Raw genomic sequence first — 25,020 nt, 5'->3', positions numbered from 1 at the left:
AGCTGCTCGTGCGATACGAGAAACTCGATCGCAGCTTCCTCGCGCTCAACCACATCGCCGCAGCGATCATCGCGTTCCGCAAGGTGCCGCTGACAATAAACATTATTTACGGATAGGCTCTTAGCATGGGAGTCCAAATTCGTGAGGAATCACTCATGAATCCTATTTTATGAATAAATCCTCACAAACACCAAGCGAAGAAGCCGGCCCCCGTACGGCCAGGCGTCAGCGCGGCCATGCGCGAGTGGAGGTGCTGCTGGCCGCTGCCGCCAGCGTGTTTGCCGACAAGGGCTACGACGCCGCGACGACGACGGAGATTGCCGCTGCGGCGCAGTCGTCGATCGGCTCGCTCTACCAGTTCTTCCCAACCAAGCAGGCCATTGCCCAGGCGCTGATCACTCAGCAGGCGGTCGATCTGAGCGCGCGGCTCGACGCCATGGCCGCTGCCAGCCCCGGCTGGGAGGTGGACGAGCTGGCCCGGCGGCTGGCCGGCGCGCTGGTCGACTTCCGTGCCACCCATCCATCCTTCGCGCGGTTGGCCGACTCGCCCGGGGCGCCGGACACCATCGTGCTCGGCGTGCGCCGGAGCATGCGGTTGCAGCTGATCGCCATCCTCGCGCCGCACGCGCCCTCGCTCGGCAAGGCCAGGCTGATGGCGGTGGCCACGGCGGTGCAGCAGGTCATGAAGAGCGTCGTGGCCCTCAACGACGACCCTGCCGCCGACACGCCCGCCGCCGCCCGCGCCGCGCAGGCCGAACTGCGCGAGATGCTGCGTGGCTACCTCACGGCGACGCTCGGCCAGGAACGGCGCAACACAAGGGCAGGCCCCTGACGGCTGCTGCCGGCGGCGCAAGGCCGGCGCGCGTCAAGGCACGAAAGCGTCATCCGTGATCGCCCGCGCCGCCGGCTTGGCCTGCCCCGCCACGTCAAACAGCAGCGGCCGGTTCCCCCGCGTCGTCGGGAAGCCCGACAACCACGTGCTGTTGTCGGCGATGCCCCAGGTGGTGACGCTCTGCAGGCTGGGGTGCTGCTTGAAGACGTTGAACAGCGCGCGGTATTGCAGCGCCTGGGCCTTGAGGGCGGCGGACAGCAGCGTGGCGTCGCCGGTGATGTCGGCCGCGCAGCCGGTCTTGCTGGCGAAGCAGGAGCCGGGGTCGTTGTAGAGCGAGATGTCCAGCTCGGTGACGTGGTTGATGAGGCCCTTGGCGGCCACGCTGCGCAGCGCGTTGTCGACGTTGGCAGCCGTGGGCGAGGTTGTGCTTACGTGCAGCTGGTGGCCGATGCCGTCGAGCGGCGCGCCGCGGGCCTGCAGGGCGGACACGATGGTCATCAGGCGCGAGAACTTGGCCGGGTCCTCGGTGCCGTAGTCGTTGATGAAGAGCTTCACGTCGGGGTCGGCGGCGCGGGCGGCGCGCAGGGCGATCTCGATGTAGTCGGGCCCGAGGAGCTGGAACCACTTGGAGTTGCGGTAGGGCGAGCTGGCGTCGTCGCTGGTGCACTCGTTGACGACGTCCCAGCAGTAGACCTTGCCCTTGAAATGCGTCACGACATCGCTGATGTAGGTCTCAAGCCTGGCGCGCACCTCGGCCGCGGTGCCGGTGAAGAACCAGTCGGGCGTCTGCGAATGCCAGCACAGCGTGTGGCCGCGCACGCCCAGGCCGTTGGCCGCGCCGAAGGCGGCCAGCTCGTCTGCCGTGGCCCAGTTGTAGACGCCGGGGGAGACGCCCAGGCTGGCGGGCTTGAAGCAGTTCTCGCCGGTGATGGAGTTGGCGTGGCGCAGGATCACCGGGTTGGCGATGGCGTTCTTGTAGCCGCTGGGGTCGGCGGCCATGCCGATCTTGAAGTTGGCGGCGAAATAGGTCTTCAGCGCAGGGATGTCTGCGGCTGGTGCCGCCGGTGCGGGCGCTGCGCTCGCCACGGCGCTCCCTCCGCCGCCACAGGCGCCGAGCCAGGGAAGGGAAAGGCCGCTCAACAGCAGGCGGCGACGGTCAGGGCAGACGAGGGGCATGTTGGCGAGGCGGAAGAGAAAGAGCGCATGGTAGGGTGACCATTCGCTGGCTGGAGGCTCGCTAGCCGGCGAGCGACGCGAACGCCCGCTCCAGCACCGCGCCCGACGCTGCCAGCGCCTCGCGCTCGGCCGTGTCCATGCCCGGCGCCACCACGTCCACAGCGCCGCCCGCGCCCACCAGCGCCGGCAGCGACAGCGCCACGCCGTCGCTCTGCACACGGCTGACCGGCAGCAGCCGGCGCTCGTCGCCCACGATGCAGCCGATCAGCTCGGCCGTGACCAGGCCGATGGCGTGGTTGGTGGCGCCCTTGCGCCGGATGACCTCGTAGGCCGCGCGGCGCACGGCTTGGGCCAGCGCGGCCTCTTCGCTCACCTGCCAGCCCGGCCAGTCGCGCAGCGGCACACCGCCCACGCGCGCGCCCGACCACAGCGGCACGGACGAGTCGCCATGCTCACCCACCACCTGGGCATGCACCGACTGCGGCGCCACGCCCAGGCGCCCGGCCAGCCGCTCGCGCAGCCGCGCCGTGTCCAGCAGGGTGCCGGTGCCGATGACGCGCTCGGGCGGCAGGCCGCTGGCGGCCTGGACGACGCGGGTCAGCACGTCCACCGGGTTGGTCACGACGATGACGATGCCGCCAAAGCCGGCCAGCCCGCGGCCGAAGTCGGCGGCGATGCGGGCGTTGTCGCGCAGCAGTTCGAGGCGGCTTTCGTCCGGCCGGCCGTTGCGGCCGGCGGCCAGCACGACGATGTCGGCCTCGCGCATCTGTGCCAGCGGCACGGCGCTGACGGCGCAGCGCGGGTAGAAGGCGGCGCCGTCGGACAGGTCCATGGCCTCGCCCTCGGCTACGGCGCCGCGCGCGTCGTGCAGCCAGAGCTCGCCGGCATGGCCTGCCAGCAGCGTGGAAAACGCGACGCTGGTGCCAACCCAGCCCGTGCCGATGACGCCGATGCGTGCTTTCATGCGGCGCAGTATGGGCCGTTCGCGCCGGGCGCTGTCGATTCGCCCAGCCGTATCGCCGTCCGTCACGAGCCCCTGCGGAGCGGGCCGGGTGCGGCCTAGCATCCGCCCCAATTCGACACAGAGGGGTGCGTCATGAACGACGAAGTGCTGGTGGCCAAGGGCTTGCGCAAGGCCTACGGGGACCGGGTGGCCGTGCACGAGGTCAGCCTCGCGCTGCGGCCCGGCGAGGTGCTGGGCCTGCTGGGCCCGAACGGCGCCGGCAAGTCGACGACGGTGGGCATGATCTGCGGCCTGACCGCGCCCGATGCCGGCACGGTGACGCTGGCCGGCGGCGTGAACCTCGCGTCGGACGAGGCCGGCTACAAGCGCCGCATCGGCCTGGTGCCACAGGACATCGCGCTCTACGAGGAGCTGCCCGCGCGCATGAACCTCGAACTCTTCGGCGCCCTCTACGGCATGCCGCCCGACCTGCTGAAGCGCCGCGCCGACGAGGTGTTGGCCATGGTGGGCCTGACCGACCGCGCCAAGGACAAGCCGTCCACCTTCTCCGGCGGCATGAAGCGGCGGTTGAACATCGCCTGCGCGCTGATCCATGACCCCGAGGTCATCCTGCTCGACGAGCCCACGGCCGGCGTCGACCCGCAGAGCCGCAACGCCATCTTCGACAACCTGGAAATGCTCAAGGCCGCCGGCAAGGCGCTGATCTACACGACGCACTACATGGAAGAGGCCGAGCGCCTGGCCGACCGCATCGTCATCGTCGACCACGGCCGCGTCGTCGCCAGCGGCACGCAGGCCCAGCTGTACGCGCTGCTGCCGGCGGCGCAGGCGCTGCATGTCGAGATCGACGGCGAGCCGGACGACGCAGCATTGCAAGGGTTGCCAGGCGTGAAGCGCGTGGGCCAGCGGCTGGAGGTCAGCGTGGCCGACCTCGCACGCGACACCGGCGCCGTGCTCGCCGCACTCGCCGAACGCGGCGTGAAAGTGCGCGGCCTGGCCACGGCGCGGGCCACGCTCGAAGACGTCTTCCTCCAACTCACCGGCCGCGCCTTGCGCGACTGATCGGGACCGACACCATGCAAGCCTTGCTCGCCCTCGTCCGTGCAGAACTCAAGCTGCACTTCTCCAACCGCCGCGCGGTGCTGCTCAGCATCGTCGCGCCCATCCTCATCGCCGCCTTCTTCGGCAGCCTGTTCGGCACCGGAGCCAAGATGGCCGGCATCGCCGTCGGCGTGGTCGACCTGGACGGCAGCCCGCTGTCCCAACGTGTCGTCGCGGCGCTGCAGGGCGAGGCCTCATTGAAGACCACGGTCACCGATGAAGCCGACGCGCTGGCCCAGGTGCGCGCCGGCAAGCTGCGGGCCGTGGCCATCCTGCCCAGGGGCCTCGGGCAGCAGGCCGGCGGTGCGATGTTCGGCGGCACCAAGCCCGAGATCGCGCTGCATTACGACCCCTCGCAGGCGAGCGCGCTGGCCGTCGTGCGCGGGCTGCTGGCGCAGACGCTGATGCAGGAGGTCAGCCGCTCAACCTTCAGCCCCGCAGGCCTGGGCGACATGGAACGCCAGGTGCGCAGCGCAAGCGGCATGCCCGACGGCGAGCGCGACAAGCTCGTGAAGATGTTCGACGCCATCGGCCAGGTGCAGCAGCCCGGCGGCACGGCGTCGGGTGCCTCGGCGCCCCCGGCCGCCGGCCTGTCCATGCCCTACACTACGCGCGAGATCGAGGCCGTGCAGTCCAGCGCCAACGCCGCACCCGTGGCCTACAACAGCTATGCCCATTCCTTCGCCGGCATGGGCGTGCAGTTCATCCTGATGAGCGGCATCGACATGGCCGTGGGCCTGCTGCTGATGCGCCGCCTGGGCCTGTGGAAGCGGCTGCGCGCGGCGCCGCTGTCGCGCACCCAGTTGCTGGGCAGCCGCGTGACGGCCAGCGCGCTGATCTCGCTGATCGTCTTCGCCGTCATCTACGCGGTGGCGATTGCCGCGTTCGGCGTGCGCGTGTTGGGTAGCCCGGCTGGCTTTGCGCTGGTGCTGGTGTGCTTCTCGCTGCTGACGGCCAGCTTCGGCCTGCTCGTGGCCGCGCTGGGCCGCACGCCCGAGGCCACCCGCGGCTTGGCCATCCTGGCCACGTTGCTGATGGTGATGCTGGGCGGCGCCTGGGTGCCGGCCTTCATCTTCCCCGAGTGGCTGCAGACCGTGTCGCTGGCCGTGCCGACGCGCTGGGCGGTCGATGCGCTGGACGCGATGACCTGGCGCGGTCAGCCGTTCTCGCAGGCGCTGCTGCCGAGCGCCGTGATGCTGGGCTTCACCGCCGTGTTCATGGCGGTGGCGGTGTGGCGGTTTCGGTGGGAGGAGTGAGGGCGGTATGGGGCATTGCCCCACGCGCTCAGCGCGGTGTTTGCACCTGCGCCAGCTGGCTCGACCACAGCGGTTGGCGTGCGAGTTCTGCGGCGGTCACCTCGTCGGCGGTCACCGCGTATTCATTGCTGCTGCGCTCCACAAAATAGGCGGAGCGGTAGCGCTGAAGCAGGCCGCCAAGTGCCTTGCGGGCCTGACTTGAGGGGCCGTTGAAGGTGAGAGTCAGCGTGGTCATGGTCGATGTTTCCGTCAAAAAAGGGCCGACGGGTTGTTTTTGTCGGCACTCTCTGAACGTTGACACGCCCGGGCGGTTGACGGACGGTTGGCGGGCGGTTGATACAGCTTGTGAGCGTGTGGAATGCTCGGCGTCCGCGTCTGCGTGACGTGGGCGATGCGTCTTTTGAAGAGCATGGGGTTCCCGGAGGTCGGTTGAGGAAACGGCATCAAGCCAGCGGCCGGATGTCGTCCAGCGCCTTGGACTCCGCATCGTGCAGCGCGACGAGCGCGAGCAGATCGGGATCTTCCCGGCCATGGCCCAGCGTCTCCAGGTAGCGGCAGGCCGCGTAGGCCTCGGCCTCGCGCTCGTAGCGCCTGACCCAGGCTTCGCGCTCGGGCAGGCGCTCCGGGCGGATGGGCCAGACGCCGGGGCGCGGCTTGAGGTGATCGGGGATGCCGATGCGCCAGGGCTTGGCGGACAGGCGGGCGCGAAAGCAATGCTGGTTCAGGCACATGCGGGCGTAGATGGGGTCGGTGCCGACGGCATCGAAGAACTCACGGGTTTGTGCTGCGTCGGCCGTGATGCGCGCGTGCGTCGCAATGAGCCGCAGGCCGGCCGGCGTGCGATAGATGCGCACGCGCCAGTCGGCGTGGCGCGCCACAAAATTGCTGATGCGCTGCTGCGCGCGCGCCTCGCTGGCGTCGGTCCGACGCTTGGCAAGACCGTGGGTGAACACGCTGCCAAGCAGGTAGCTCCCGATGGCGCCGACGATGCCCACCACGCCGACAGTGAGCGCAAGCAGAACAGCCCCGCTCACGCCAATCAACAGCAGTTGCAGGCCCACGCGGAGTGCCAGGGGCGGCTCGGTCCCGAAGTCCACATCCGCAATCAGCAGGTCCGGCACGTTCAGGCAACGCGCGCCATAGGCGTTGCGCGTGATGACCGCCTCGCCGTGCCGGGCCAGCACCTCCTCGCGGATGGGCAGGCCCTGGGCGCCGTTGTAGGTCAGCTTCAGGTCGCGGCGCGGCACCGTCTCGCCGCTGGCCGCCCGCTGTGCCGCCTCGGCTACGCGCAGTTCGGCCTGGGTTTGCGCGTCGGCCGCGCTGCTGTCAGACCAGCCAAAGCGCCGCAGCGTGATGTCACGGCCTTTCGCTCGCGTGGTGGTGCGGGCTTCGGCCCAGTAGCTCGGAACGATCATCAGACTCTCCCTGGGGCCGGGAGGGTAGCAAGCGCAGCACGGCCGGCGGAACCGGCTGTTCGCACCGCATGGAAAGTTCCGCGACCGGCCTCGAATCAACCACCGGCTGGGGGTGACGAAAGAAGAACATCCACTGGCCTGCGGCTAGCGGATCGCCATGACCCAGCGCCCGAACCTGGGCGCCATGCGCCAGCCGTCCTCGCCCAGCCAGTCGGCCGCCACCAGCACATGGTGGGCACGGCCGATGAGTTTCTCGCGCGGCACGGTGCCGATGAAGCGCGAGTCCTCGCTGTTGTCGCGGTTGTCGCCGAGCAGGAAGTAGTGGCCCGCAGGCACCGTCACCTCGGCGAAGCTGCGCCGCGCGCGCAGCGACGGCAGGAACTGCACGGCATGCGGGCGGCCGCCGAGGTCTTCGCTGGCGCGCACGGCGTCGACCACAAAACCGGGCACGACCGTCTCGCCGTGCGTTTGCTTGTCGGTGTAGCTCAGCGGCTGGCCATTCAGGATCAGCACGTCCTCTTGCATCGCGATGCGGTCGCCCGGCAGACCGACGATGCGCTTGATGAGGCGCGTGCCGCCAGCCGGCGAGCTGAGCGTCACCACGTCACCGCGCTGCGGCTCGCCCAGCGGCAGCAGCACCACGTCGGTCAAGGGCAGCTTGAGGTCGTAGGCCAGCCGGTTGACGAGCACCACGTCGCCCTCCAGCAGCGTCGGGCGCATCGAGCCTGAGGGGATGGGGTTCCAGTCGGCCACGGCCGTTCGCAGCAGCGCGAAGCCGAGCAGGAAGACGATGAAGCCGCGGTTGGCCTTGAGGGTGTGGTGGAGGTTTTTCATGCCGCCATGCTGCGTGCGGCGGCGGCGGTGCGGCCGGCGCAGCGGGCGAACGGCAGGGCCGGCCGGTTGAACGGTGAATCCGGCGAATGAGCTGCGCAGACGCGCCGGCTTGGGCCGTCGTCAGGCGGTTTCCGCCGTGACGACGCGGTTGCGCCCCGTCGCCTTGGCGCGGTAGAGCGCATCGTCCGCGCGGCGGATGACGGTCTTCAGGTCCAGGTCCGCCGGGCCGTACTCCGACACGCCGATGCTGACCGTCACGCGGATGCCCGAGTTCGACGCCGCCACATGGTTCGCCACGCGCTGGGCCAGCGCTTCGGCATCCCGCAGCGGCGTGCGCGGCAGCAGCACGCAGAACTCCTCGCCGCCCCAGCGGCCGACGCGGTCGTCGCTGCGCACCGCGCTGCGCAGACTGGCCGAGATGCCCTGCAGCACATGGTCGCCTTCGGCGTGGCCGTGCTGATCGTTGATCTTCTTGAAGTGGTCCACGTCCACCATCATCAGCGCGTAGCCCGTCTTGCCCTGCAGCGCGCCCGCGTGCGCAGCTTCGAGCTGCTGCAGCAGGCCGCGGCGGTTCAGCGCGCCGGTCAGCTCGTCGGTCTTGGCCTGCTGGCCGAGCAGGTCCAGCACGCGGCCGAGCACGAGGCGGATGTGGGCCAGGTTGATGAGGCCGCCGACAAAGAGCACGGCGATGGCCAGTGGGATGTTGGCGTGGCCGGGCGCGTCGATGGAAATCTTGGTCGTGGCGCCGACGACCAGAGCCTGCACGCCGCGCACCAGCAGGGCCGCGCCCAGCAGGCCGTAGCCAGCCGCAGCGAGGGGTGCGAACAGCGGCGTAGCCGCGCGACCGAAGCGCCACACCAGGCTGACGCTGGCCAGCATCAGGGTGGCACAGCCCAGGCAGACGACGGCGACGCGCACGCCGTGGCCGTTCTCAAGCAGGAAGCTCGCGGCGATCACGGCTGCGGCGGTTGCCAGCCCCAGCGCGTACACCCGCCAGCCGGGCCGCCGGCCCCAGTGCAGGGCCAGGCCGCGGTGTTCGAACATCGACGCAGCGACGATGAGCAGGTCGGCCAGATTGCGCGGCGCGCTGCCACTGGCCCAGGGCGGCACGAACAAGGCAAGGCCGAGGGCCAGCAGCAGCCAGAACAGCGCGAAATGACCCTCGGCCGCATGCCAACGCCGCGTCATGCGGGCAGTCATGGCCCAGATCAGTGCGTGCACTAAAAACTGCACCGATACGAGCGCGATCAGCAGCGGTTGCGCAGTCAAGAGAGGCTCCGGCGGGTTTCGCGGCGTGGCAGAGGTGCGGAGTGTCACCGATGACCTGCGGCACTTCCTGGCTCCCGCCTTCGGGCCGAGCGCCGGGCCGCTCCCAAGCCGGCGCGTCATGGCGATGCAGGCGGCTCAACGCCGCATGCATCGCCGTCCCCTCGGGGGACCGACCAGGCTGCCCGCGTTCAGCAGGGCAAGGCTGGGCGAGGGGTCAAAATTTCAATTCGGCGGGTCCTTCAACCGCGTCCGCGACACGGCCATCATGATGCCGATGCCGGCGACGATGAGGCAGGCGATGGCCACGTAGGTGGCCGCCAGGCCGGCGGTGATCAGGGCCCAGGCGATGCCGCCGAGCAGCACCGCGAGCCCGAGGAGGTAGAGAACGAAGGACATGTCAACTCCACTTGGGGATGTGTCGAAGCACTCTAGGCCGGCAATTGCCACGCGGCGGTCGGACTTGGCTCAAGCGCACCGTAGTCCCGTTCCTACCGGGTTTGCACGCGTGCGCCGTCAGGTGGCAGTCAGGGCAGCGGCTATCGTGCCGCTCACAGGATTCGTTATCGGGAGGTGGCCATGCTGAGAAATTCAACGCGGATCCAGGTCATCGGGCTGGTGGGCTGGCTGGCCCTCACCTTCGTGGCGGCGGCATTGGGCGCCATCGCATCCATGGACGCGGCGGCCTTCTACGGCGAGTTGGTCAAACCCGGCTGGGCGCCGCCGGCCGCAGTGTTCGGCCCGGTGTGGTCGGTGCTCTACCTGCTGATGGGCATTGCCGCCTGGCTGGTGTGGCGCGAGCGGCCATCGCAGAGCGTGGACGGCGCGCTCGGTCTGTACATCATGCAGTTGGCGGCAAATGCGCTGTGGTCGTGGCTGTTCTTCGGCTGGAACCAGGGCGCTTGGGCATTCGCCGAGGTGCTGCTGCTGTGGGCCCTCGTCGCCATCACCGCCGCCGCCTTTTGGCGCATCCGCCGACTGGCAGGGCTGTTGCTCCTGCCTTACCTGGCCTGGGTCAGCTTCGCGTCGGCGCTGACGTGGGCCGTGTGGCAGCGCAATCCAGGCCTGCTCTAGGGCTGCTCTAGGGGGTTTTGGCGGCCGCGTCGAAGGCAGGCGCCGTCGACCCCGACGGTAAACTGCCCCGATGCCCGTTCTGCTCGCTCTCGACAGCTCCACCGACACGATGGCCCTGGCCCTCGTGTCGCCGGGGCAGACGAAGCTGTTCGAGGCGGCCGGCGGCGCGCAGGCGTCGGCGCGCATGCTGCCCGAGATCAAGGCCTTGCTGGCCGCTGTCGGCCTGCAGATGGACGAGCTGGACGCCATCGCCTTCGGCCAGGGCCCCGGCGCATTCACGGGCTTGCGCACGGCCTGCTCGGTCACGCAGGGCCTGGCTTTTGGGCTCGACAAACCGGTGCTGGCCATCGACAGCCTGATGCTGGTGGCCGAGGACGCGCGCGCCCAGGGCGCCGGCGACGACATCTGGGTGGCGATGGACGCGCGCATCGGCGAGATCTACGCGGCGCACTACCGCTGGGCGAACGGCGCCTGGGTCGCCGTCGAAGCGCCCGCCCTTTACGCCCCCGCCGCGCTGGCAGCCCACTGGGGCCAGCCGGCCGCCGTGGCCGGCTCGGCGCTGACTGAATATGCCGCCGCATTGGGGTCGCTGGGCACGCTGGCCAACGCCTGGCCGCAGGCCCGTTCGCGCGCCGCCGCGCTGGGCGCCCTCGCTCTGGCCGCCTGGCAGCGCGGCGACACGCTGGACGCTGCCGAGGCCCTGCCCGTCTACGTGCGTGACAAGGTCGCGCTGACGACGGCCGAGCGGGCGCTGAAGGCGTTGCAGTGAGCGCCCAGCTGGACCGCCAGGCGCCGCCCTGGGAGGCCGACGCGATGCGCGTGCCCGACCTGACCGAGGTCATGGCGGTCGAGCGCGTCGCCTACCCGGTGCCATGGACGCACGGCAACTTCGTCGACTCGCTGGCCGCCGGCTACCCCGCCGAGGTGCTGCGCGGGCCGCGTGCCGTGCTGCTGGGCTACTGGGTCGCCATGCCGGGCGTGGATGAAATGCACCTGCTGAACATCACCGTCGTGCCGGCCTGGCAGGGGCGTGGCCTGGCCGTGGCCATGCTGGACCGGCTCGTGGCTGCCTGCCGCGAGCGCGGCCTCACGCAGCTGTGGCTGGAGGTGCGCGTCGGCAACGAGCGCGCGCGGGACGTCTACCAGCGCTACGGCTTTGCCGAGGTGGGCCGGCGCCGCGCCTATTACCCCGTGCAGCAGGGGCCGCGCGAGGACGCGGTGCTGATGAGCTTTTCAGTGCCTGCATGAGCCCCTCGTCCAAGGACTACCTCGGCCGGTCTTGCAGACCGCGCAGCCGGCAGAGCGGCTGCCCTTCGGCAGGCACGACAAGTCCGCGGGACTTGCCGTGTCCGGCCTCAGCCCCCGGGGGGACGGCGATGCGTGCGGCATTGAGCCGCCCGCACATCGCCGAGACTGGCCGGCTTGGGAGCGGCCCGGCGCTCGGCCCGCAAGGGAGTAACTGACGTGAGCTGGGACGAACGTCAGCGGGCCATGCTGGCCGAGATGGGTTTGCGCTTGCCGGTGCGCGCGGCCGAGGCCGTCGAGCGGGTTGATGAGCCCGAGGTCGCTCTCGTCGAGCGGCTTGCCGCGCCAGCTCCAGCTCCAGCGCCGGTGATTTCACGGCCACCTCCGCCCGTTGCTGCGCCGGCCCGCATTGCCACGGCCGTGCCCGCCACCTTCGCCGGCCTGGACGCCCCCGCGCTGCGCGATGCCGTCGCCACCTGCCGCGCCTGCAGCCTGTGCGAGCAGCGTCGCAATGCCGTCTACGGCAATGGCGCCGTGCAGCGGGCTGAGTGGCTGGTCATCACCGACCCGCCCGACGACGGCGACGATGCCTCGGGCCAGGCCTTGAGCGGCGACGCCGGCCGGCTGCTGGACCGCATGCTGCTGGCCGCCGGCCAGACGCGCTTGGGTGAGAGCCCCACCGCCTTCGTGACGCCGCTGATCAAGTGCCGCCCGCCGCGTGGCCGCGCGCCGCTGCCTGCCGAGCTGGACGCCTGCGAGGCCGTGCTGGCGCGCCAGATCGAGCTGCTGCAGCCTCGCCTCGTACTGGCCTTGGGCCTGCAGGCCGCACGCAGGCTGACGGGCCTGGGCGAGCCGCTCGGCCGGCTGCGCGGCCGCGTGCATGCCTGGCGTGACCTACCCGTCGTGGTGAGCTACCACCCGGCCTACCTCTTGCGTTCGCCCGCCGACAAGGCCGGCGCCTGGGACGATCTTTGTCTTGCCCGAGCGACCCTGACGACATGACAGTGAACGTGGTCGACACCCTCCGCTCCGTCGAGGCGGCGCGCTTCAAGTTGCTGGCCGACTACCTGCCCGCCTGGATCGCCCTCTACGACGCCAAGACGCAGCTCTGCCTGTTCGCCAACCGCGGCTATGCCGAGGCCTTCGGGCAGACCGAGCAGAGCATCCTGGGCAAGACCTTCGCGCACGTCATCGGCCCTGAAGCGGCAGCGCTGATCCAGCCGGCCGTGGACCGCGTGCTCAGCGAGCGCGTCGCCGTCAGCTATGAGCGTGAACTGCCCGAGGCCGACGGCACGCCGCGCTGGATCGAGGTCCACCTCATCCCCCAGATCGGCGAAGACGGCGAACCCGTGGCGAGCTGCGTGCTCGTCAACGACATCACCAAGCACCGCCTGGCCGAGCGCCAGCTGCGCGAGTCCGAGGCGCGGCTGGACAAGTTCATGCAGGCCACGGTCGAAGGCATCCTCTTCCACCGCGAAGGCCTGATGACCGACGTGAACCCGACGCTCTGCCAACTGATGGGCTATCCGCCGGAGAAGCTGATCGGCCGGCATGTGCTGAGCTTCGTCGCCGAGGACGAGCTACCCAAGGTCAGCGAGGTCATGCGGTTGGCCCGCGAGCTGCGCTACGAGACCGCCATCCTGCACCGCGACGGCACGCGCATCCCCGTGGAGCTGATCATGCGCACGATGGAGCGAGACGGCGAGAGCCTGCGCATGGCCATCGTGCGCGACATCCGCGACCGCCTCGCCAGCGAGGCGCGCATCCAGCATCTGGCGCATCACGACGGGCTGACCGGCCTGCTCAACCGCAGCGCCTTCATGGAGCGCATGGCGCTGGCGCTCAAGCGCGCGGAGCACAAGAGCGAGATGCTGGCGCTGCTGTTCATCGACCTGGACAACTTCAAGCGCGTCAACGATTCGCTGGGTCATCTGGAGGGCGACCAGGTGCTGACGACGGTCTCGGAGCGCCTCACCGGCGCGCTGCGTGGCAGCGATGTCGTGGGCCGTTTCGGCGGCGACGAGTTCGTCGTGCTGCTGAGCGACCTGGACAGCCGCGCCGACATCGTCGTCGTGCTGGAGGCGCTGCTGTCGGTCGTCGAGGTGCCCGTCAAGGCCGACGGCCGCGCGCTGTCGGTCACGCCGTCCATCGGTGTCGCCGTCTTCCCGGAGGACGGGCGCCAGGCGGAGGAACTCATCCAGCACGCCGACACGGCCATGTACCGCGCCAAGGCCCGTGGCCGGGCGACCTACCAGTTCTTCGAGCCGGCACTGGCCGAGACGGCCTATGCCGACCTCGTGCTGGAAGCCGAGCTGGCGCAGGGCCTGACGCGCAACGAGTTCGAGCTGTTCTTCCAGCCGCAGGTGGACGCGGCCACGGGCCAGCTCTCCGGTGCCGAAGCGCTGCTGCGCTGGCGGCACCCAGAGCGCGGCCTGCTGAGCCCCGACACCTTCATCTTCGTGGCCGAGCGCCACCGCCTGATGTTGGCGTTAGGTGAATGGGTCATGCGCGAGGCCGCTGCCACCGCGCGGCGCTGGCGCGAGCAGGGCATCACCGGCGAGGCCCCCGGCCACGGGCCGATGCGCATTGCCGTCAACCTGTCGCGCATGCAGTTCCACCTCGAGGGGTTTGCCGACACGGTCAAGCGCGTGCTGGACGAGTCCGGCGCGAAGGGCCAGTGGCTGGAACTGGAGCTGACCGAACGCATGCTCATCGAAGACATCGAGCACGCGCCCGCCACGCTGGCGCAGCTGCGCGCGATGGGGCTGACGGTGTCGGTCGACGACTTCGGCACCGGCTACACCTCGCTGGCCCACCTGACCGAGCTGCCGCTGGACAAGCTCAAGATCGACCAGAGCTTCACCATGCGCCTGCCCGACGATGTCGGTGCCCAGGCCATCACCCGCGCCATCGTGCAGATGGCTGTGGGCCTGGGCCTGACCGTCACCGCCGAGGGCGTGCGCACCGCGGCGCAATGGCAGCTGCTGGCGAGCTGGGGCTGCCAGCAGATACAGGGCGAGCTGGTGGGGCTGGCGATGCCGGCGGCGGAGTTCGAGGCCTGGGTGCGGGCGCGGTGAACGTACGCCCCTCGCCCGGTCTTGCCGCTGCACGCGGGCAAGCCCAGTCGGTCCCCCGCGGGGACGCGGCCGCTCACGGCATTGAGCCGCGAGCAGCCGCCATCGGGCCGGCTTGGGGCGGCCCGGCGCTCGGCCCCGGCGGCGCGAAGTGCAGTCGGAACCGCTGATGCCTTTAGTCAAGAAGATCCACGCCGAGATTGCTTCTGCCGGCGGCTGGCTGCCCTTCGACCGTTTCATGGCGATGGCGCTTTACGAACCCGGCCTCGGCTATTACGCCGGTGGCCGACGCAAGTTCGGCCAGATGCCCAGCGAGGGCTCGGACTTCGTCACCGCACCGGAGATGTCGCCGCTGTTCGGCCGCGCGCTGGCCCGGCAGCTGGCACAGGCGCTTGCATCGAGCGGCTGCCGCGACGTGATGGAGTTCGGCGCCGGCTCGGGCGCGCTGGCGGCGCATCTCATCGCCGAGCTGGACGCGCTGGACGCGGGCCTGCAGCGCTACCGCATCGTCGAGCTGTCGGCCGAGTTGCGCGAGCGCCAGCGGGAGCGGCTGGCGCACTGGGGTGACCGCGTCGAGTGGCTGGACACCTTGCCCGAGCACATCGAAGCCGTCGTCATCGGCAACGAGGTGCTGGACGCGATGCCCGTGCAGCTCGTCGCTTTCGACGGCGAGGTCTGGCGTGAGCGCGGTGTCGTGTCCCAGGGCTTGGGCTTTGCCTTCGAGGATCGCGACAGCCACCTGCGCCCGCCGCTGGAGACCGGTCTGGTGCCCGGCACCGTCACCGAGATCCACCCGCAGGCCGAGGCCTTCGTGCGCACGCTGGCCGGCTCGCTCAAGCGCGGCGCGGCCTTCTTCATCGACTACGGCTTCCCCGAGGCCGAGTACTACCACCCGCAGCGCCACGGCGGCACGTTGATGTGCCACCAGGCCCACCTGGCCGATGCTGACCCGCTGCTGGCCGTGGGCGACAAGGACATCACGGCCCACGTCAACTTCACCAGCATTGCGCTGGCCGGGCAAGACGCCGGGCTTGTCGTGCTGGGCTACACCAGCCAGGCCAACTTTCTGCTCAATTGCGGCATCGCCGATCTGCTGACCGGCGCCTCACTGGGCGAGCGCGCCATGGCCCACCGCCTGCTGGCCGAGCACGAGATGGGCGAGCTGTTCAAGGTCATCGGCTTCGCACCACTCGATGCACCGTTCGACGCCATGGGCTTCGAGCGCGGCGACCGCAGCCACAAGCTCTGAATTGGCTTTGCTTGGGTTCTTGTCTGCCGAGAGCCTTACCAACTGCCAGTGTTGGGCATCGATGCCCACGGCTCCGCCGGGGCCAGCGCGGGGCCGTGCTGCAGCAGCTCGATGGAGATGCCGTCCGGCGAGCGCACGAAGGCCATGCGGCCGTCGCGCGGCGGGCGGTTGATCGTCACGCCGTGGTCCATCAGCTTCTGGCAGGCCGCGTAGATGTCGTCCACCGCATAGGCCAGGTGGCCGAAGTTGCGGCCGCCCGTGTAGGCCTCTGCCTTGCCGTCGGCATCGGGCCAGTTGTAGGTCAGCTCGACCTGCGCGTCCTCATCGCCGGGGGCGGCCAGGTAGATCAGCGTGAAGCGGCCGGCGGCGCTCTCGGAGCGCTTGACCTCTTGCAGGCCGAGGGCGTCGCGGTAGAAGGTCATCGAGGCGTCGACGTTCTCGACGCGGACCATGCTGTGGAGATATTTCATGCGCGCATTTTCACGGCTTGCCGCTGCCCGCGTCAGGGCCGGTAGAAATAGGGAATGCCGCAGAGCAGAACGCCCGCACCGACCAGCAGCCAGATGTTGGCGATGAAGTAGGGAAACACCATCAGCGCCATGCCGCAGCACAGGGGCACCCAGGCGCGCTGCTTCTTGCCGTACAAGAAGTAACCGGCGCCGATGGAGCCGAACAGTAGGCCCCAGAGGATGGTGGATGTGTCCATGGATCGCCGCGGAGCAGGCTAGATGTTGAGGTGAGACCGGTGGGCGTTATCGCAGGTCAAGAACGCGGGCATGCGCGGGATTCTCGACGCTCCGCCCGTCAGCGCGGTGGCTGGGACTGTTCGCCCGGGGGCTGGGGCAGGCGCAGCTTGCGTGCCACACCGTGTGCCCACGCCGGGCACTTGCCGTCGCCCGCACCGCCGAAGCCGCCGGACGGCGCGCAGATGAAGCGGCCTTCGGCGTCGTAGAGCGGGTTGAACTGGTCGCAGCACAACGGCGTGAAGAGATAGACCGGGCGGTCGTCCGGGCCGACGAAGGAGGTCACGTCCAGCACGGGCGGGCGGGCATCGGCCTCGAAGGCGCGGATGCGCTCGCGAACGGCGGCGTTGGGCTGGGCGGTGGACAAGGGCGCCGGCTCGCCGAATTCAAAGGCGCTGCAGGCTGCGACAGCGGCCAGAACGATGCCGACGCCGACGACGATGCCGGCAATCCGGTGGGCAGGAGAGTTCCTAGGCATGCGCATGGCGGCGCAGTATGCCGAGCTCAGCCTGCCGTTGCCACCTTCTCGGCATGGGCTTTCATCGCCTGCAGGCCGGCTTCGATCATGCCGGCAATGGCCGGCGCCATCGCGTCGGGCAGCAGGTCGGCGATCCAGACGACGCGGCAGCACGAGTCGCCTTCGTCAAGCACCTGGGCCGAGGCGTTGTGATGCGTCAGCCGCCCGCCCGTGGCCGACCAGACGATGCGGTGCGCGGTATCGTCCGCGGTGACGATGACCTCACGCACCTCCGCGCCGTTGGCGAAGCGGACCTGGCGCGCCGCCTCACCGTCCATCTCGCAGTGGGTGACGAAGCCGGGCACGAGCCGGGTGTGCAGGGCGCCAACGTCGCGCAGCGCGTCCCAGAGAGCGGTGGCGGGCACGTCGATAAGGATGTCGCGGTGAATGGAAGCCATGGCTGCTCCAGAAGAGATGCCGCCCATTCTGTCGAGTCACCCCGGGGCTTGCTGGCCGGTTCCGGACATGTTCATCGCGTGCTGGCCCGGCTGCGGCTCAGTAGTCCAGCCACTCCATCGGCGCCACCAGCGCGCCGCCGCGGATGCGCTCCAGCGTGCCGGTCAGCACGTCGATGTTGTTGTCGAAGCTGCCGTGGCTGGCGTCGATCTGGTCGCCGGTTTTCGTCGTGCGCACCTTGGGCTTCGTGACCCGGTTCAGCAGCTCGCCAGCGGGCCAAAGCTTGAGCCACGCGGCAACGTCGGCGTTGGGCTTGCCGTCGAGTTCGATCGTCCATTGGTCGTCGAACCAGGCGGGATCGGGCTTCATCAGCGCGCGTTCCATGCCCAGCAGGGGCTGCTTGCGAACGTCGTCCAGCGCGCGAGACACGAGGTAGAGCAGCGACTTGCCGTAGATGTCGCGCTCGGCGTTGGGCAGGCCGTCGGCACGCTCGTTGGCGTCGGTGAGCACGTGCAGGCGCAGTGCCTTCACGGACAGCACGCCGGCCTCGTGGGCGGCACCAAAATGCTTCAAGGCGAAGCCGCTGGAGCAGGCGGCGGCATACAGCTCGCAGCTCGCGGCCTGCACGACGTTCGCCCCGCCCAACCTGCCGAGCAGGTGGCCCAGCAGGATGGAACCGGCCGAGTGGCCGATGAGGTGGATCTCCAGCGTCTTGCCGCTCTTGGCCAGCGTGTCGCGCAGCTCGCGCAGCAGGCGGGCGGTGAGGTCGAGCACATGGTCGGGCGTCGCGCCGCCTTCGGCGTTCTCGCGCATCTCGCTCCAGATGCCGCGCGCAAACTGGCGGCCCACGGCCTCGATGGCGCGGTCCTTGGCCTCGGCGGCCACGTCGCGAAGCCGGTCCAGCCAGCCGGCGCTGCGGTCGTCCGAGTCGACGATGCGGTGCTTCAGGTCCTCCAGCATGCTCTTCAGCGTCTCGCCGGGGCCGGTCTTCCAGGTGAAGAACAGCGGGTAGATGCCGTTGGCCAGGAAGTAGGGCGCCAGCACGCGGATGCGCTGCACGGAGCCGATCTCGGAGTTCAGCCCGCCGTGGGCGTAGAGGGCGAGCTTGACGGTCTTGCTCTTGCTGCCCTTGAACCAGGCCGTGGGGCGCTCGACGACGATCTCACGCGCCAGGCCTTCGCGGTCGCTGCGGGCGCGGGTGAAGTCGGTCGACATCAGCTGCCCGTCATTGCCCGAGACCAGCGTGTGCGTGTAGGCCTCGTCGGTGCGCAGCGGCTGGTAGGGCTTGTGCTCGAAGGCGTGGTTGACGGGCCAGGGGTCGTCGCGCGGGTTGTCGCCATGGCTCAGCGTGGCGCCCACATCGGCCAGCCCGCGGCCGGCCATGACGCGAAAGCCGCTGGCCGCGCGGGCCGCGACCTTCGTGCCCTTGACCGCTTTCACGTCGGCCGGCGGGCGAGCCTGCACGTCCGACAGGTCCTGCGGCACGCCCAGCGCCACGGCCCAGGCGTCGGTGCCGTTGGTGACCCAGTCCTCGTAGGCCAGCACGGCGAAGCCGCTCGCGCCCCAGCCCGTGCCCCAGCTGTTCTGCACGACGAACCCGCGCTCGTTGTAGCCCACCAGCGCGAAGGCGTGGCCGCCGGTCTTCTGCGTCATCCCGGCGATGCGCGGTAGCTTGTCGTGGCTGGCCGGCATGGCCGACTCCCCCAGGCCCCAGCCGTCATGCACGTCGCCCGACACGTAGACGGAGCCGATCTCGTAGATGGCCGCCTGCATGTCGACGACGCTCTTCTTGTCGACGCGGTAGTAGACGCCGACCGGCCGGCGCGTCGCATCCTCGTCCCAGCCCGCCGAGGGGCGCTGGAAGACGCCGCCACCGTTGGCGTCCAGCGGATAGGGCCACAGCGTGGACGAGCAGACGCCGTGCTTGTGCCAACCCTTGAGCGCACCGCGGCAGGACGAACCTTCGTAGTCCTGGCCCGGCCATTCGTCGTAGAGCTTGGCCAGCTCGTAGAACATGCGCGTGCTGACGGCGTCGGGCGCGGAGCGGCTGCGCGGCGACGCATTGATGTGCCGCAGCCAATAGAGGTAGTTGGTCACGCAGGCCAGGCCAAAGCCGGTGCACGCGCCCTCGTTGCCCTGGTTGAGGATGCGGCCGGACTTGACGTAGGCCGGCAGCAGCTTCTTCAGGTCGGCGTCCAGCGGCCAGCGGGCGGGAAGCGAGCGCAGCGGCGCGCGGTAGACGAGGTCGCGCAGGTCCAGCCGGTCGGGGCGGGCGTCGAGCTTGGGGATGGGCGTCGCGTTGGTCGCGGCCTTCGCCTTGCTGGCTGCGGCTGCGGGCTTCTTGGTCTTTGCCGAGGTGGCCATGGGCGTCTCCTGAGTGGTCGGCGGATGATGGCCGCTGGCCCCCGGCCGGACAAGCCTTCATGCGAGACTGATCCCCATGTTGAAGGACGTCTGCATCGTCGGCCTCGGGGCCATCGGCGGCTGGTTGGCCGCGCATCTGCAACGTGTCGAGGGTCTGCGCGTCAGTGCGCTGGCACGCGGTGACACGCTCACCGCCGTGCGCGAGCAGGGCCTGCAGCTGGACAGCGGCGACGCGCGCTGGCGGGCACCGCTTCGGGTCAGGAGCGACGCTGCCGAACTCGGCCCCCAGGACCTCGTCATCCTCGCCGTCAAGGGGCCGGCCATCGCCGGCGTGGCCGCGCGGGTCGCGCAGCTCTGCGGGCCCGACACGCGCGTGCTGACGGCGCTGAACGGGCTGCCCTGGTGGTTCACCGCCGGGCTGCCGACGCCGGGCCTGACGCTGAAGTGCGTGGACCCGGACGGCCGCATCGCCGCGCTGATCCCGCCCGAGCGCGTCGTCGGCTGCGTCGTGCACGCGAGCTGCTTCCTGAACGGGCCGGGGCATGTGCAGCACGTGATGGGCAATGGCCTGCTGATGGGCGAAGCGGCGGGCGGCCGCAGCGCCTCCCTCGACGAGATTGCGGCGCTGCTTGTGAGCGCGGGCCTGGGCGCCAAGGCGGTGGACAGCGTGCAGCGCGAGGCTTGGTACAAGCTGTGGGGCAATATGACGACGAACCCTGTGTCTGCACTGACCCGGGCGACGACCGACCGCATCCTGTCCGACGACCTGGTGCGCGAGTTCACGACGGCCATCATGGCCGAGGCCGCGCAGGTGGGCGAGCGCATGGGCTGCCCGATCACCCAGACGCCGCAGGACCGCCACGCCATCACCCGGTCGCTGGGCGCGTTCAAGACGTCGATGCTGCAGGACATCGAGGCCGGCCGCGCCATCGAGACCGATGCGCTGCTGAGCGCGCCGCGCGAGCTGGCGCAGCAGTTGGGTGTGGCCACGCCGATGCTGGATGCGCTGCTGGGGCTGACGCGGCTGATGGACGGTTGCCGGGTCAGGCCTTGATGCGCGCCCAGCGCTCGTGGTCGCGCCAGCGGCCACCGATCTTCAGGTAGCGCGGCGAATAGCCTTCCAGCTGGAAGCTGCAGCGCTGCACGAGCGCGATGGAGGCGGCATTGGCCGGTTGGATGTTGGCTTCCACCCGGTGCAGGCCCAGGTCCTTGAACGCATGGCGCACGACGACATTCAGCCCTTGCGTCATCAGCCCGCAGCCCTCGAAGTTGGCGAAGGCGTAGTAGCTCAGGTAGCCGCTGCGGAACGCGCCCATGACGATGTTCGTCAGGTGGACGGCACCGGCCAGATCTCCATCGGCCTCGACGACAAAGCCATGGTTGGCCACGCTGTCAAAGCGGGCCAGGTAGCGCGCGAAGGACTCGACGTCGCGCGGCGGTTGTACCCATGGCTGGTGCAGCCGGCGGCTGGCCTGTGCGGCGGCGACGAAGGCGGCTGCGTCGGCAGCCGTCACAGGCCGGATCACCGGCCCAGCGGCGCGATGCCCAGCCAGGCCGCATGCGCCCAGAACGCGAAGAAGGCCCACAGCGCGAGGCCGACCACGACGGTGGCGGCCGTGCCCGCAGCGCTGCCGGCGGCGGGCAGCGGCCCCGGGCGGCGCCGCGCGGCGCGGAACACGAGGATGGCCCAGACCAGGAAGCTGCCAAACAGCATCACGTCCGCCAGCGTGTTGTTGGCCAACAGGTGGGCCAGCGCCCAGACCTTGACCGACAGCGTCATCGGATGCTGTAACCGCGCCTTGATGTGGTTGCGCGGCACATAGGCGGCGGCCAACAAGATCATGGCGACGAGCATGAACAGCGCCGCGAGGTGGTTCATGCCGCGAATGGCTGGCCACAGCACGACGGGGGTGAGCCGAGCCTGCGAGTAGCCCCACAGGATCAGCCCGAAGCCGACGAGGGACACCGCGGTGTAAAGGCCCTTCCAGCCTTTGTCGCCCAGGCGGGCGATCTGCGCGTCTCGCCACCGTGGCGCCAGCGCGCGGGTCAGGTGGATGCCGAGGAAAAGTGTGAGGCCGAGGGCGAGCCAGATCATCGAGTTCTCCGTCAAGTTTGTCTATCAACGCGCAAGGCCAAGACGACTGAGCTGTTCGTGCGCAGCACGCCGTCGATGTCGCCGATCTCGTCGAGCAGCGCGTCGAGCCGGGCCGTAGTGTCGGCGCGCAGCAGCGCCATGTAATCGAACTCACCACTGACGGACGCGAGCTGGCGCAGCTCGGGCAGTTCTGCTAGCCGCTTGACGACCTCGCGCCCGGCCTTGGGGCTGACGGTGATACCGACAAACGCCTGCACGCTGCGGCCGGCTTCGTCGCCACCCAGCCGCGCCGTGTAGCCCACGATGCGCCCACTGGACTCCAGCCGGGCGAGGCGCGCGACGACGGTGGTGCGCGCCACACCCAGCTTGCGCGCCAGCGTGGCCGTGCTTTCGCGGGCGTTGGCCTGCAGCAGCAGGATCAGCCGACGGTCGAAGTCGTCGGGTGCATTTAGGGGGGCGTCAGTCATTTCGGCGAATCATCGCGACGAAACGGCGAAACATCAAACGCTTTCGTCGAAGCAGCGCTTTCTTTCGTCATCGACCCTGCCTAGAGTTCCCCTCCACGCAAAACACCGCCTGGAGTCACCCATGAAGATCGCCCTGCTTGGCGCCGGCCACATCGGCCAGACCATCGCCCGCCTGCTGCACGCCACCGGCGACTACCAGGTGACCGTGCTCGACAAGAACGCCGGCTACCTGAAGACGCTGGCTTCTGAGGGCATTGCCACGGCAGAGGTCGACAGCGATAACCGCGCCGCGCTAGCGGCCCAACTGCGCGGCAAGGCCGCCGTCGTCAACGCGCTGCCCTATCACTTGGCCATCACCGCCGCCGAGCTGGCGTTGGAGTGCGGCTGCCACTACTTCGACCTGACCGAAGACGTGGCCGCTACCCAAGCCATCAAGCGGATGGCCGTGGGCGCCAAGACCGCCTTCATGCCGCAGTGCGGCCTGGCGCCGGGCTTCATCGGCATCGTCGCCCACCACCTGGCCAGCGGCTTCGACTCGGTGCGCGACGTGCAGATGCGCGTCGGCGCGCTGCCGGCTTTCCCGACCAATGCGCTCAAGTACAACCTGACCTGGTCGGTCGACGGCCTCATCAACGAGTACTGCCACCCCTGCGAGGCCATCCACGAAGGCGAGACCATCGCTGCGCTGCCGCTGGAGGGCCTGGAGCATTTCAGCCTGGACGGCACCGAATACGAGGCCTTCAACACCTCCGGCGGCCTGGGCACGCTGTGCGAAACCTGGGCCGGCAAGGTGCGCAACCTGGACTACAAGACCGTGCGCTATCCCGGCCACCGCGACCTGATGCAGTTCCTGCTCGGCGACCTGGGCCTGAAGAGCGACCAGGGCAACCTGAAGGACATCATGCGCAAGAGCATGCCGGCGACGATGCAGGACGTGGTGCTGGTGTTCGTCACCGTGTCGGGCATGAAGAACGGCGTGCTGCTGCAGGAAGTGTTCGCGCGCAAGATCTTCGCCACGCGCGACGGCGCCCAGCCGCTCTCCGCCATCCAGATCACGACGGCTGCCGGTATCTGCGCGGCGGTGGATCTGTTCCGTGAAGGCCGGCTGCCGCAGCAGGGCTTTGTGCGCCAGGAAGAGGTCGCGCTGCCCGACTTTCTTGCCAACCGCTTCGGCTCGGCGTATCAACAGAGCCGCCAGGTCGAATCCATCTCCTGAAGAGAATGCCGCGCATGAAGCAACAAACCCTCTCCGTTCTCGACGCGCTGGGCGTCCACCTGCCCGGCTCGGGCGACCTCACCGTGCGCTCGCCCATCGATGGCAGCGTGCTGACCCAGCTGCCCACCGCCAGCGCAGCCGACATGAACGCCGCCATCGGCCGTGCGCACGAGGCCTTCAAGGCCTGGCGCGTGGTGCCAGCCCCGAAGCGCGGTGAGCTGGTCCGCCTGTTTGGCGAAGAGCTGCGCGCGCACAAGGCGCAGCTGGCCCAGATCGTCTCGATCGAAGCCGGCAAGGTGACGAGCGAAGGCCTGGGCGAAGTCCAGGAAATGATCGACATCTGCGAGTTCGCCGTCGGCCTGTCGCGCCAGCTGCATGGCCTGACCATCGCCAGCGAGCGCCCCGGCCACCGCATGATGGAACAGTGGCTGCCGCTGGGTGTGGTCGGCATCATCTCGGCGTTCAACTTCCCCGTCGCCGTGTGGGCCTGGAACTCGGCGCTGGCGCTGGTCTGCGGCGATGCCTGCGTGTGGAAGCCGAGTGAGAAGACGCCGCTGACGGCGCTGGCCACGCAGGCGCTGTTCGAGCGTGCGCTGAAGGCCTATCGCGCCGCCGGCAACGCTGCGCCTGACGGCCTGTCCGAGCTGATCATCGGCCGCGCCGATGTGGGCGAAGCGATGGTGGACGACGCCCGCGTTGCCCTTGTCAGCGCCACCGGCTCCACCCGCATGGGCCGCGCCGTCGGCCCGCGCGTGGCGGCGCGCTTCGGCCGTTCGCTGCTGGAGCTGGGCGGCAACAACGCCATCATCGTCACGCCCAGCGCCGACCTGGACCTGGCCGTGCGTGGCATCCTGTTCGGTGCCTACGGCACGGCGGGCCAGCGCTGCACGACGACGCGTCGCGTCATCGTCCACGAGAGCATTCACGACGCGCTCGTCGACCGTCTGGACCGCGCCCGCGCGCAACTGCCCATCGGCTCGCCGGTTGAGCCAGGCACCTTGATCGGCCCGCTGATCGACGCGCAGGCGTTTGACGCGATGCAGTTCGCGCTGAGCGCCGCGCGCGAGCAGGGCGGGCAGGTGTCCGGTGGCGCGCGCGCTTTGAGCGACCGCTTCCCCGAGGCCTACTACGCCATACCGGCGCTGGTGCGCATGCCGGCGCAGACCGAAGTGGTTTGCCACGAGACCTTCGCGCCCATCCTCTACACGCTGAAGTACTCGACATTGGAAGAGGCCATCGAGCTGCAGAACGGCGTGCCGCAAGGACTGTCGAGCGCGATCTTCACGACCGACCTGCGGGAGGCCGAACGCTTCATGAGCGCGGCCGGCAGCGACTGCGGCATCGCCAACGTCAACATCGGCACCTCGGGCGCGGAGATCGGAGGCGCGTTCGGCGGCGAGAAGGAAACCGGTGGCGGCCGCGAGAGCGGTTCGGACGCGTGGAGGGCCTATATGCGCCGCACCACCAACACGGTGAACTACTCCAGCGAATTGCCGCTGGCGCAGGGCGTCAAGTTCGACGTCTGATAGACGAGGCGCCAAAAGGGCTGCTATAGTCTGCGGCTCCTGAAAGCCCAGGTGGCGGAATTGGTAGACGCACTAGTTTCAGGTACTAGCGGGTAACTCCGTGGAGGTTCGAGTCCTCTCCTGGGCACCAAAGATAACAGCAAGTTTGCTGAAAATCTGTGTTTTAAAATTTGCGAAATATTTGTTAAAGGCCGGCGATCACAGTGATGT

The 25,020-nt window shown here is 69.5% G+C and carries 27 protein-coding genes, 1 tRNA gene and 1 pseudogene; 14 read left to right on the top strand and 15 right to left on the bottom strand.

The window, feature by feature from the left end; genetic code table 11:
• A pseudogene (locus ABIS05_RS14800) lies at nucleotides 1-116 on the top strand (IS5/IS1182 family transposase); the annotation flags it as partial.
• A gap of 53 nt (nucleotides 117-169) precedes the next feature.
• Nucleotides 170-832 (top strand): TetR family transcriptional regulator, encoded by a 663-nt coding sequence (locus ABIS05_RS14795; RefSeq protein ID WP_348010768.1) that lies wholly within the window; start codon nucleotides 170-172, stop codon nucleotides 830-832.
• Between the two features lie 33 nt (nucleotides 833-865).
• Here the strand turns inward: ABIS05_RS14795 and ABIS05_RS14790 are convergent, their stop codons facing one another.
• Both ABIS05_RS14790 and ABIS05_RS14785 read right to left on the bottom strand, forming a co-directional pair.
• Nucleotides 866-1,918: an endo-1,4-beta-xylanase gene (locus ABIS05_RS14790; RefSeq protein WP_348063272.1), complete on the bottom strand. Its 1,053-nt coding sequence runs from the start codon at nucleotides 1,916-1,918 to the stop codon at nucleotides 866-868.
• A 151-nt stretch (nucleotides 1,919-2,069) separates the two neighbouring features.
• Nucleotides 2,070-2,972: a lactate/malate family dehydrogenase gene (locus ABIS05_RS14785; RefSeq protein ID WP_348010766.1), complete on the bottom strand. Its 903-nt coding sequence runs from the start codon at nucleotides 2,970-2,972 to the stop codon at nucleotides 2,070-2,072.
• 132 nt (nucleotides 2,973-3,104) lie between these two features.
• Between ABIS05_RS14785 and ABIS05_RS14780 the strand changes: the two genes are divergently transcribed.
• Entirely contained in the window at nucleotides 3,105-4,034 is a 930-nt protein-coding gene (locus tag ABIS05_RS14780; protein WP_348010765.1) for an ABC transporter ATP-binding protein, read from the top strand.
• Nucleotides 4,035-4,048: 14 nt separating this feature from the next.
• On the top strand, nucleotides 4,049-5,329 hold the full coding sequence (locus ABIS05_RS14775) for an ABC transporter permease (RefSeq protein ID WP_348010764.1): 1,281 nt from the start codon (nucleotides 4,049-4,051) through the stop codon (nucleotides 5,327-5,329).
• 28 nt (nucleotides 5,330-5,357) lie between these two features.
• Here the strand turns inward: ABIS05_RS14775 and ABIS05_RS14770 are convergent, their stop codons facing one another.
• From ABIS05_RS14770 to ABIS05_RS14750, 5 genes are all read right to left on the bottom strand, one after another.
• Nucleotides 5,358-5,564, bottom strand: a complete 207-nt coding sequence (locus ABIS05_RS14770; RefSeq protein WP_348010763.1) for a hypothetical protein — start codon at nucleotides 5,562-5,564, stop codon at nucleotides 5,358-5,360.
• A gap of 208 nt (nucleotides 5,565-5,772) precedes the next feature.
• Entirely contained in the window at nucleotides 5,773-6,744 is a 972-nt protein-coding gene (locus ABIS05_RS14765; RefSeq protein ID WP_348010762.1) for a hypothetical protein, read from the bottom strand.
• Between the two features lie 144 nt (nucleotides 6,745-6,888).
• On the bottom strand, nucleotides 6,889-7,578 hold the full coding sequence (gene lepB / locus ABIS05_RS14760; protein WP_348010761.1) for a signal peptidase I: 690 nt from the start codon (nucleotides 7,576-7,578) through the stop codon (nucleotides 6,889-6,891).
• A 120-nt stretch (nucleotides 7,579-7,698) separates the two neighbouring features.
• Nucleotides 7,699-8,847, bottom strand: coding sequence for a GGDEF domain-containing protein (locus ABIS05_RS14755; protein WP_348010760.1), 1,149 nt, complete (start codon nucleotides 8,845-8,847; stop codon nucleotides 7,699-7,701).
• Between the two features lie 222 nt (nucleotides 8,848-9,069).
• Nucleotides 9,070-9,243 carry a hypothetical protein gene (locus ABIS05_RS14750; protein WP_348010759.1) on the bottom strand — a complete coding sequence of 58 codons (174 nt, stop codon included), beginning with the start codon at nucleotides 9,241-9,243 and terminating at the stop codon, nucleotides 9,070-9,072.
• Between the two features lie 180 nt (nucleotides 9,244-9,423).
• On the opposite strand from ABIS05_RS14750, the gene ABIS05_RS14745 reads away from it, so the two are divergent.
• The 6 genes from ABIS05_RS14745 to ABIS05_RS14720 all read left to right on the top strand — a co-directional run bounded on the left by ABIS05_RS14745 (nucleotide 9,424) and on the right by ABIS05_RS14720 (nucleotide 15,486).
• Nucleotides 9,424-9,918, top strand: a complete 495-nt coding sequence (locus ABIS05_RS14745) for a TspO/MBR family protein (RefSeq protein ID WP_348010758.1) — start codon at nucleotides 9,424-9,426, stop codon at nucleotides 9,916-9,918.
• A gap of 70 nt (nucleotides 9,919-9,988) precedes the next feature.
• Nucleotides 9,989-10,687 carry a tRNA (adenosine(37)-N6)-threonylcarbamoyltransferase complex dimerization subunit type 1 TsaB gene (tsaB, locus tag ABIS05_RS14740; protein ID WP_348010757.1) on the top strand — a complete coding sequence of 233 codons (699 nt, stop codon included), beginning with the start codon at nucleotides 9,989-9,991 and terminating at the stop codon, nucleotides 10,685-10,687.
• Nucleotides 10,684-11,166, top strand: coding sequence for a ribosomal protein S18-alanine N-acetyltransferase (rimI, locus tag ABIS05_RS14735; RefSeq protein ID WP_348010756.1), 483 nt, complete (start codon nucleotides 10,684-10,686; stop codon nucleotides 11,164-11,166). Before tsaB ends, rimI begins: the two co-directional genes overlap by 4 nt.
• Nucleotides 11,167-11,382: 216 nt before the next feature.
• Nucleotides 11,383-12,165 (top strand): uracil-DNA glycosylase, encoded by a 783-nt coding sequence (locus ABIS05_RS14730; protein WP_348010755.1) that lies wholly within the window; start codon nucleotides 11,383-11,385, stop codon nucleotides 12,163-12,165.
• Nucleotides 12,162-14,240: an EAL domain-containing protein gene (locus ABIS05_RS14725; protein ID WP_348010754.1), complete on the top strand. Its 2,079-nt coding sequence runs from the start codon at nucleotides 12,162-12,164 to the stop codon at nucleotides 14,238-14,240. Before ABIS05_RS14730 ends, ABIS05_RS14725 begins: the two co-directional genes overlap by 4 nt.
• Before the next feature lie 166 nt (nucleotides 14,241-14,406).
• Nucleotides 14,407-15,486 carry an SAM-dependent methyltransferase gene (locus ABIS05_RS14720; RefSeq protein WP_348010753.1) on the top strand — a complete coding sequence of 360 codons (1,080 nt, stop codon included), beginning with the start codon at nucleotides 14,407-14,409 and terminating at the stop codon, nucleotides 15,484-15,486.
• 35 nt (nucleotides 15,487-15,521) lie between these two features.
• Here ABIS05_RS14720 and ABIS05_RS14715 read toward each other — a convergent pair whose 3' ends face one another.
• The 5 genes from ABIS05_RS14715 to ABIS05_RS14695 form a co-directional block, all read right to left on the bottom strand.
• Nucleotides 15,522-15,956: a VOC family protein gene (locus ABIS05_RS14715; protein WP_348010752.1), complete on the bottom strand. Its 435-nt coding sequence runs from the start codon at nucleotides 15,954-15,956 to the stop codon at nucleotides 15,522-15,524.
• Between the two features lie 32 nt (nucleotides 15,957-15,988).
• Nucleotides 15,989-16,192 (bottom strand): hypothetical protein, encoded by a 204-nt coding sequence (locus ABIS05_RS14710; RefSeq protein WP_348010751.1) that lies wholly within the window; start codon nucleotides 16,190-16,192, stop codon nucleotides 15,989-15,991.
• A 98-nt stretch (nucleotides 16,193-16,290) separates the two neighbouring features.
• Complete coding sequence (locus ABIS05_RS14705) at nucleotides 16,291-16,713, bottom strand: DUF6970 domain-containing protein (protein ID WP_348010750.1); 423 nt, start codon at nucleotides 16,711-16,713, stop codon at nucleotides 16,291-16,293.
• Nucleotides 16,714-16,733: 20 nt separating this feature from the next.
• Entirely contained in the window at nucleotides 16,734-17,144 is a 411-nt protein-coding gene (locus ABIS05_RS14700; protein ID WP_348010749.1) for an SRPBCC family protein, read from the bottom strand.
• Between the two features lie 97 nt (nucleotides 17,145-17,241).
• Entirely contained in the window at nucleotides 17,242-19,506 is a 2,265-nt protein-coding gene (locus tag ABIS05_RS14695) for a C1 family peptidase (RefSeq protein WP_348010748.1), read from the bottom strand.
• A 76-nt stretch (nucleotides 19,507-19,582) separates the two neighbouring features.
• On the opposite strand from ABIS05_RS14695, the gene ABIS05_RS14690 reads away from it, so the two are divergent.
• On the top strand, nucleotides 19,583-20,560 hold the full coding sequence (locus ABIS05_RS14690; protein WP_348010747.1) for a 2-dehydropantoate 2-reductase: 978 nt from the start codon (nucleotides 19,583-19,585) through the stop codon (nucleotides 20,558-20,560).
• Here the strand turns inward: ABIS05_RS14690 and ABIS05_RS14685 are convergent.
• From ABIS05_RS14685 to ABIS05_RS14675, 3 genes are read right to left on the bottom strand one after another with little or no spacing between them, the layout of a single operon-like run.
• Complete coding sequence (locus ABIS05_RS14685) at nucleotides 20,550-21,020, bottom strand: GNAT family N-acetyltransferase (RefSeq protein ID WP_348010746.1); 471 nt, start codon at nucleotides 21,018-21,020, stop codon at nucleotides 20,550-20,552. The genes ABIS05_RS14690 and ABIS05_RS14685 overlap by 11 nt on opposite strands.
• Before the next feature lie 8 nt (nucleotides 21,021-21,028).
• The gene (locus ABIS05_RS14680; RefSeq protein WP_348010745.1) at nucleotides 21,029-21,601 is read right to left on the bottom strand and encodes an NnrU family protein; all 573 of its coding nucleotides are present in this window, start codon (nucleotides 21,599-21,601) and stop codon (nucleotides 21,029-21,031) included.
• An 11-nt stretch (nucleotides 21,602-21,612) separates the two neighbouring features.
• Nucleotides 21,613-22,068, bottom strand: coding sequence for an Lrp/AsnC family transcriptional regulator (locus tag ABIS05_RS14675; protein WP_348010744.1), 456 nt, complete (start codon nucleotides 22,066-22,068; stop codon nucleotides 21,613-21,615).
• A gap of 121 nt (nucleotides 22,069-22,189) precedes the next feature.
• Between ABIS05_RS14675 and ABIS05_RS14670 the strand changes: the two genes are divergently transcribed.
• The 3 genes from ABIS05_RS14670 to ABIS05_RS14660 all read left to right on the top strand — a co-directional run bounded on the left by ABIS05_RS14670 (nucleotide 22,190) and on the right by ABIS05_RS14660 (nucleotide 24,940).
• Nucleotides 22,190-23,284 carry a saccharopine dehydrogenase NADP-binding domain-containing protein gene (locus tag ABIS05_RS14670; protein ID WP_348010743.1) on the top strand — a complete coding sequence of 365 codons (1,095 nt, stop codon included), beginning with the start codon at nucleotides 22,190-22,192 and terminating at the stop codon, nucleotides 23,282-23,284.
• Nucleotides 23,285-23,298: 14 nt separating this feature from the next.
• The gene (locus ABIS05_RS14665; protein ID WP_348010742.1) at nucleotides 23,299-24,810 is read left to right on the top strand and encodes an aldehyde dehydrogenase family protein; all 1,512 of its coding nucleotides are present in this window, start codon (nucleotides 23,299-23,301) and stop codon (nucleotides 24,808-24,810) included.
• A gap of 45 nt (nucleotides 24,811-24,855) precedes the next feature.
• A tRNA-Leu gene (locus ABIS05_RS14660) sits at nucleotides 24,856-24,940 on the top strand.
• Nucleotides 24,941-25,020 lie beyond the last annotated feature (80 nt).

The organism is Roseateles sp. (assembly GCF_039929605.1).
Classification (GTDB): domain Bacteria; phylum Pseudomonadota; class Gammaproteobacteria; order Burkholderiales; family Burkholderiaceae_C; genus Pelomonas.
Note: the sequence above shows the minus strand (reverse complement) of the source record. Positions and strands in the feature narration are given on the sequence as shown.

What these genes read in the sequence shown, in the direction of transcription:
- ABIS05_RS14780 (WP_348010765.1), top strand. Translation starts at nt 3,105, where the DNA reads ATGAACGACGAAGTGCTGGTGGCCAAGGGCTTGCGCAAGGCCTACGGG.
- ABIS05_RS14690 (WP_348010747.1), top strand. Translation starts at nt 19,583, where the DNA reads ATGTTGAAGGACGTCTGCATCGTCGGCCTCGGGGCCATCGGCGGCTGG.
- lepB (WP_348010761.1), bottom strand. Translation starts at nt 7,578, where the DNA reads ATGAAAAACCTCCACCACACCCTCAAGGCCAACCGCGGCTTCATCGTC.
- ABIS05_RS14675 (WP_348010744.1), bottom strand. Translation starts at nt 22,068, where the DNA reads ATGACTGACGCCCCCCTAAATGCACCCGACGACTTCGACCGTCGGCTG.
- ABIS05_RS14785 (WP_348010766.1), bottom strand. Translation starts at nt 2,972, where the DNA reads ATGAAAGCACGCATCGGCGTCATCGGCACGGGCTGGGTTGGCACCAGC.
- ABIS05_RS14670 (WP_348010743.1), top strand. Translation starts at nt 22,190, where the DNA reads ATGAAGATCGCCCTGCTTGGCGCCGGCCACATCGGCCAGACCATCGCC.
- ABIS05_RS14770 (WP_348010763.1), bottom strand. Translation starts at nt 5,564, where the DNA reads ATGACCACGCTGACTCTCACCTTCAACGGCCCCTCAAGTCAGGCCCGC.
- ABIS05_RS14715 (WP_348010752.1), bottom strand. Translation starts at nt 15,956, where the DNA reads ATGAAATATCTCCACAGCATGGTCCGCGTCGAGAACGTCGACGCCTCG.
- ABIS05_RS14700 (WP_348010749.1), bottom strand. Translation starts at nt 17,144, where the DNA reads ATGGCTTCCATTCACCGCGACATCCTTATCGACGTGCCCGCCACCGCT.
- ABIS05_RS14680 (WP_348010745.1), bottom strand. Translation starts at nt 21,601, where the DNA reads ATGATCTGGCTCGCCCTCGGCCTCACACTTTTCCTCGGCATCCACCTG.
- ABIS05_RS14710 (WP_348010751.1), bottom strand. Translation starts at nt 16,192, where the DNA reads ATGGACACATCCACCATCCTCTGGGGCCTACTGTTCGGCTCCATCGGC.
- ABIS05_RS14750 (WP_348010759.1), bottom strand. Translation starts at nt 9,243, where the DNA reads ATGTCCTTCGTTCTCTACCTCCTCGGGCTCGCGGTGCTGCTCGGCGGC.
- ABIS05_RS14720 (WP_348010753.1), top strand. Translation starts at nt 14,407, where the DNA reads ATGCCTTTAGTCAAGAAGATCCACGCCGAGATTGCTTCTGCCGGCGGC.
- ABIS05_RS14705 (WP_348010750.1), bottom strand. Translation starts at nt 16,713, where the DNA reads ATGCGCATGCCTAGGAACTCTCCTGCCCACCGGATTGCCGGCATCGTC.
- ABIS05_RS14775 (WP_348010764.1), top strand. Translation starts at nt 4,049, where the DNA reads ATGCAAGCCTTGCTCGCCCTCGTCCGTGCAGAACTCAAGCTGCACTTC.
- tsaB (WP_348010757.1), top strand. Translation starts at nt 9,989, where the DNA reads ATGCCCGTTCTGCTCGCTCTCGACAGCTCCACCGACACGATGGCCCTG.
- ABIS05_RS14665 (WP_348010742.1), top strand. Translation starts at nt 23,299, where the DNA reads ATGAAGCAACAAACCCTCTCCGTTCTCGACGCGCTGGGCGTCCACCTG.
- ABIS05_RS14765 (WP_348010762.1), bottom strand. Translation starts at nt 6,744, where the DNA reads ATGATCGTTCCGAGCTACTGGGCCGAAGCCCGCACCACCACGCGAGCG.
- ABIS05_RS14695 (WP_348010748.1), bottom strand. Translation starts at nt 19,506, where the DNA reads ATGGCCACCTCGGCAAAGACCAAGAAGCCCGCAGCCGCAGCCAGCAAG.
- ABIS05_RS14745 (WP_348010758.1), top strand. Translation starts at nt 9,424, where the DNA reads ATGCTGAGAAATTCAACGCGGATCCAGGTCATCGGGCTGGTGGGCTGG.
- ABIS05_RS14795 (WP_348010768.1), top strand. Translation starts at nt 170, where the DNA reads ATGAATAAATCCTCACAAACACCAAGCGAAGAAGCCGGCCCCCGTACG.
- ABIS05_RS14725 (WP_348010754.1), top strand. Translation starts at nt 12,162, where the DNA reads ATGACAGTGAACGTGGTCGACACCCTCCGCTCCGTCGAGGCGGCGCGC.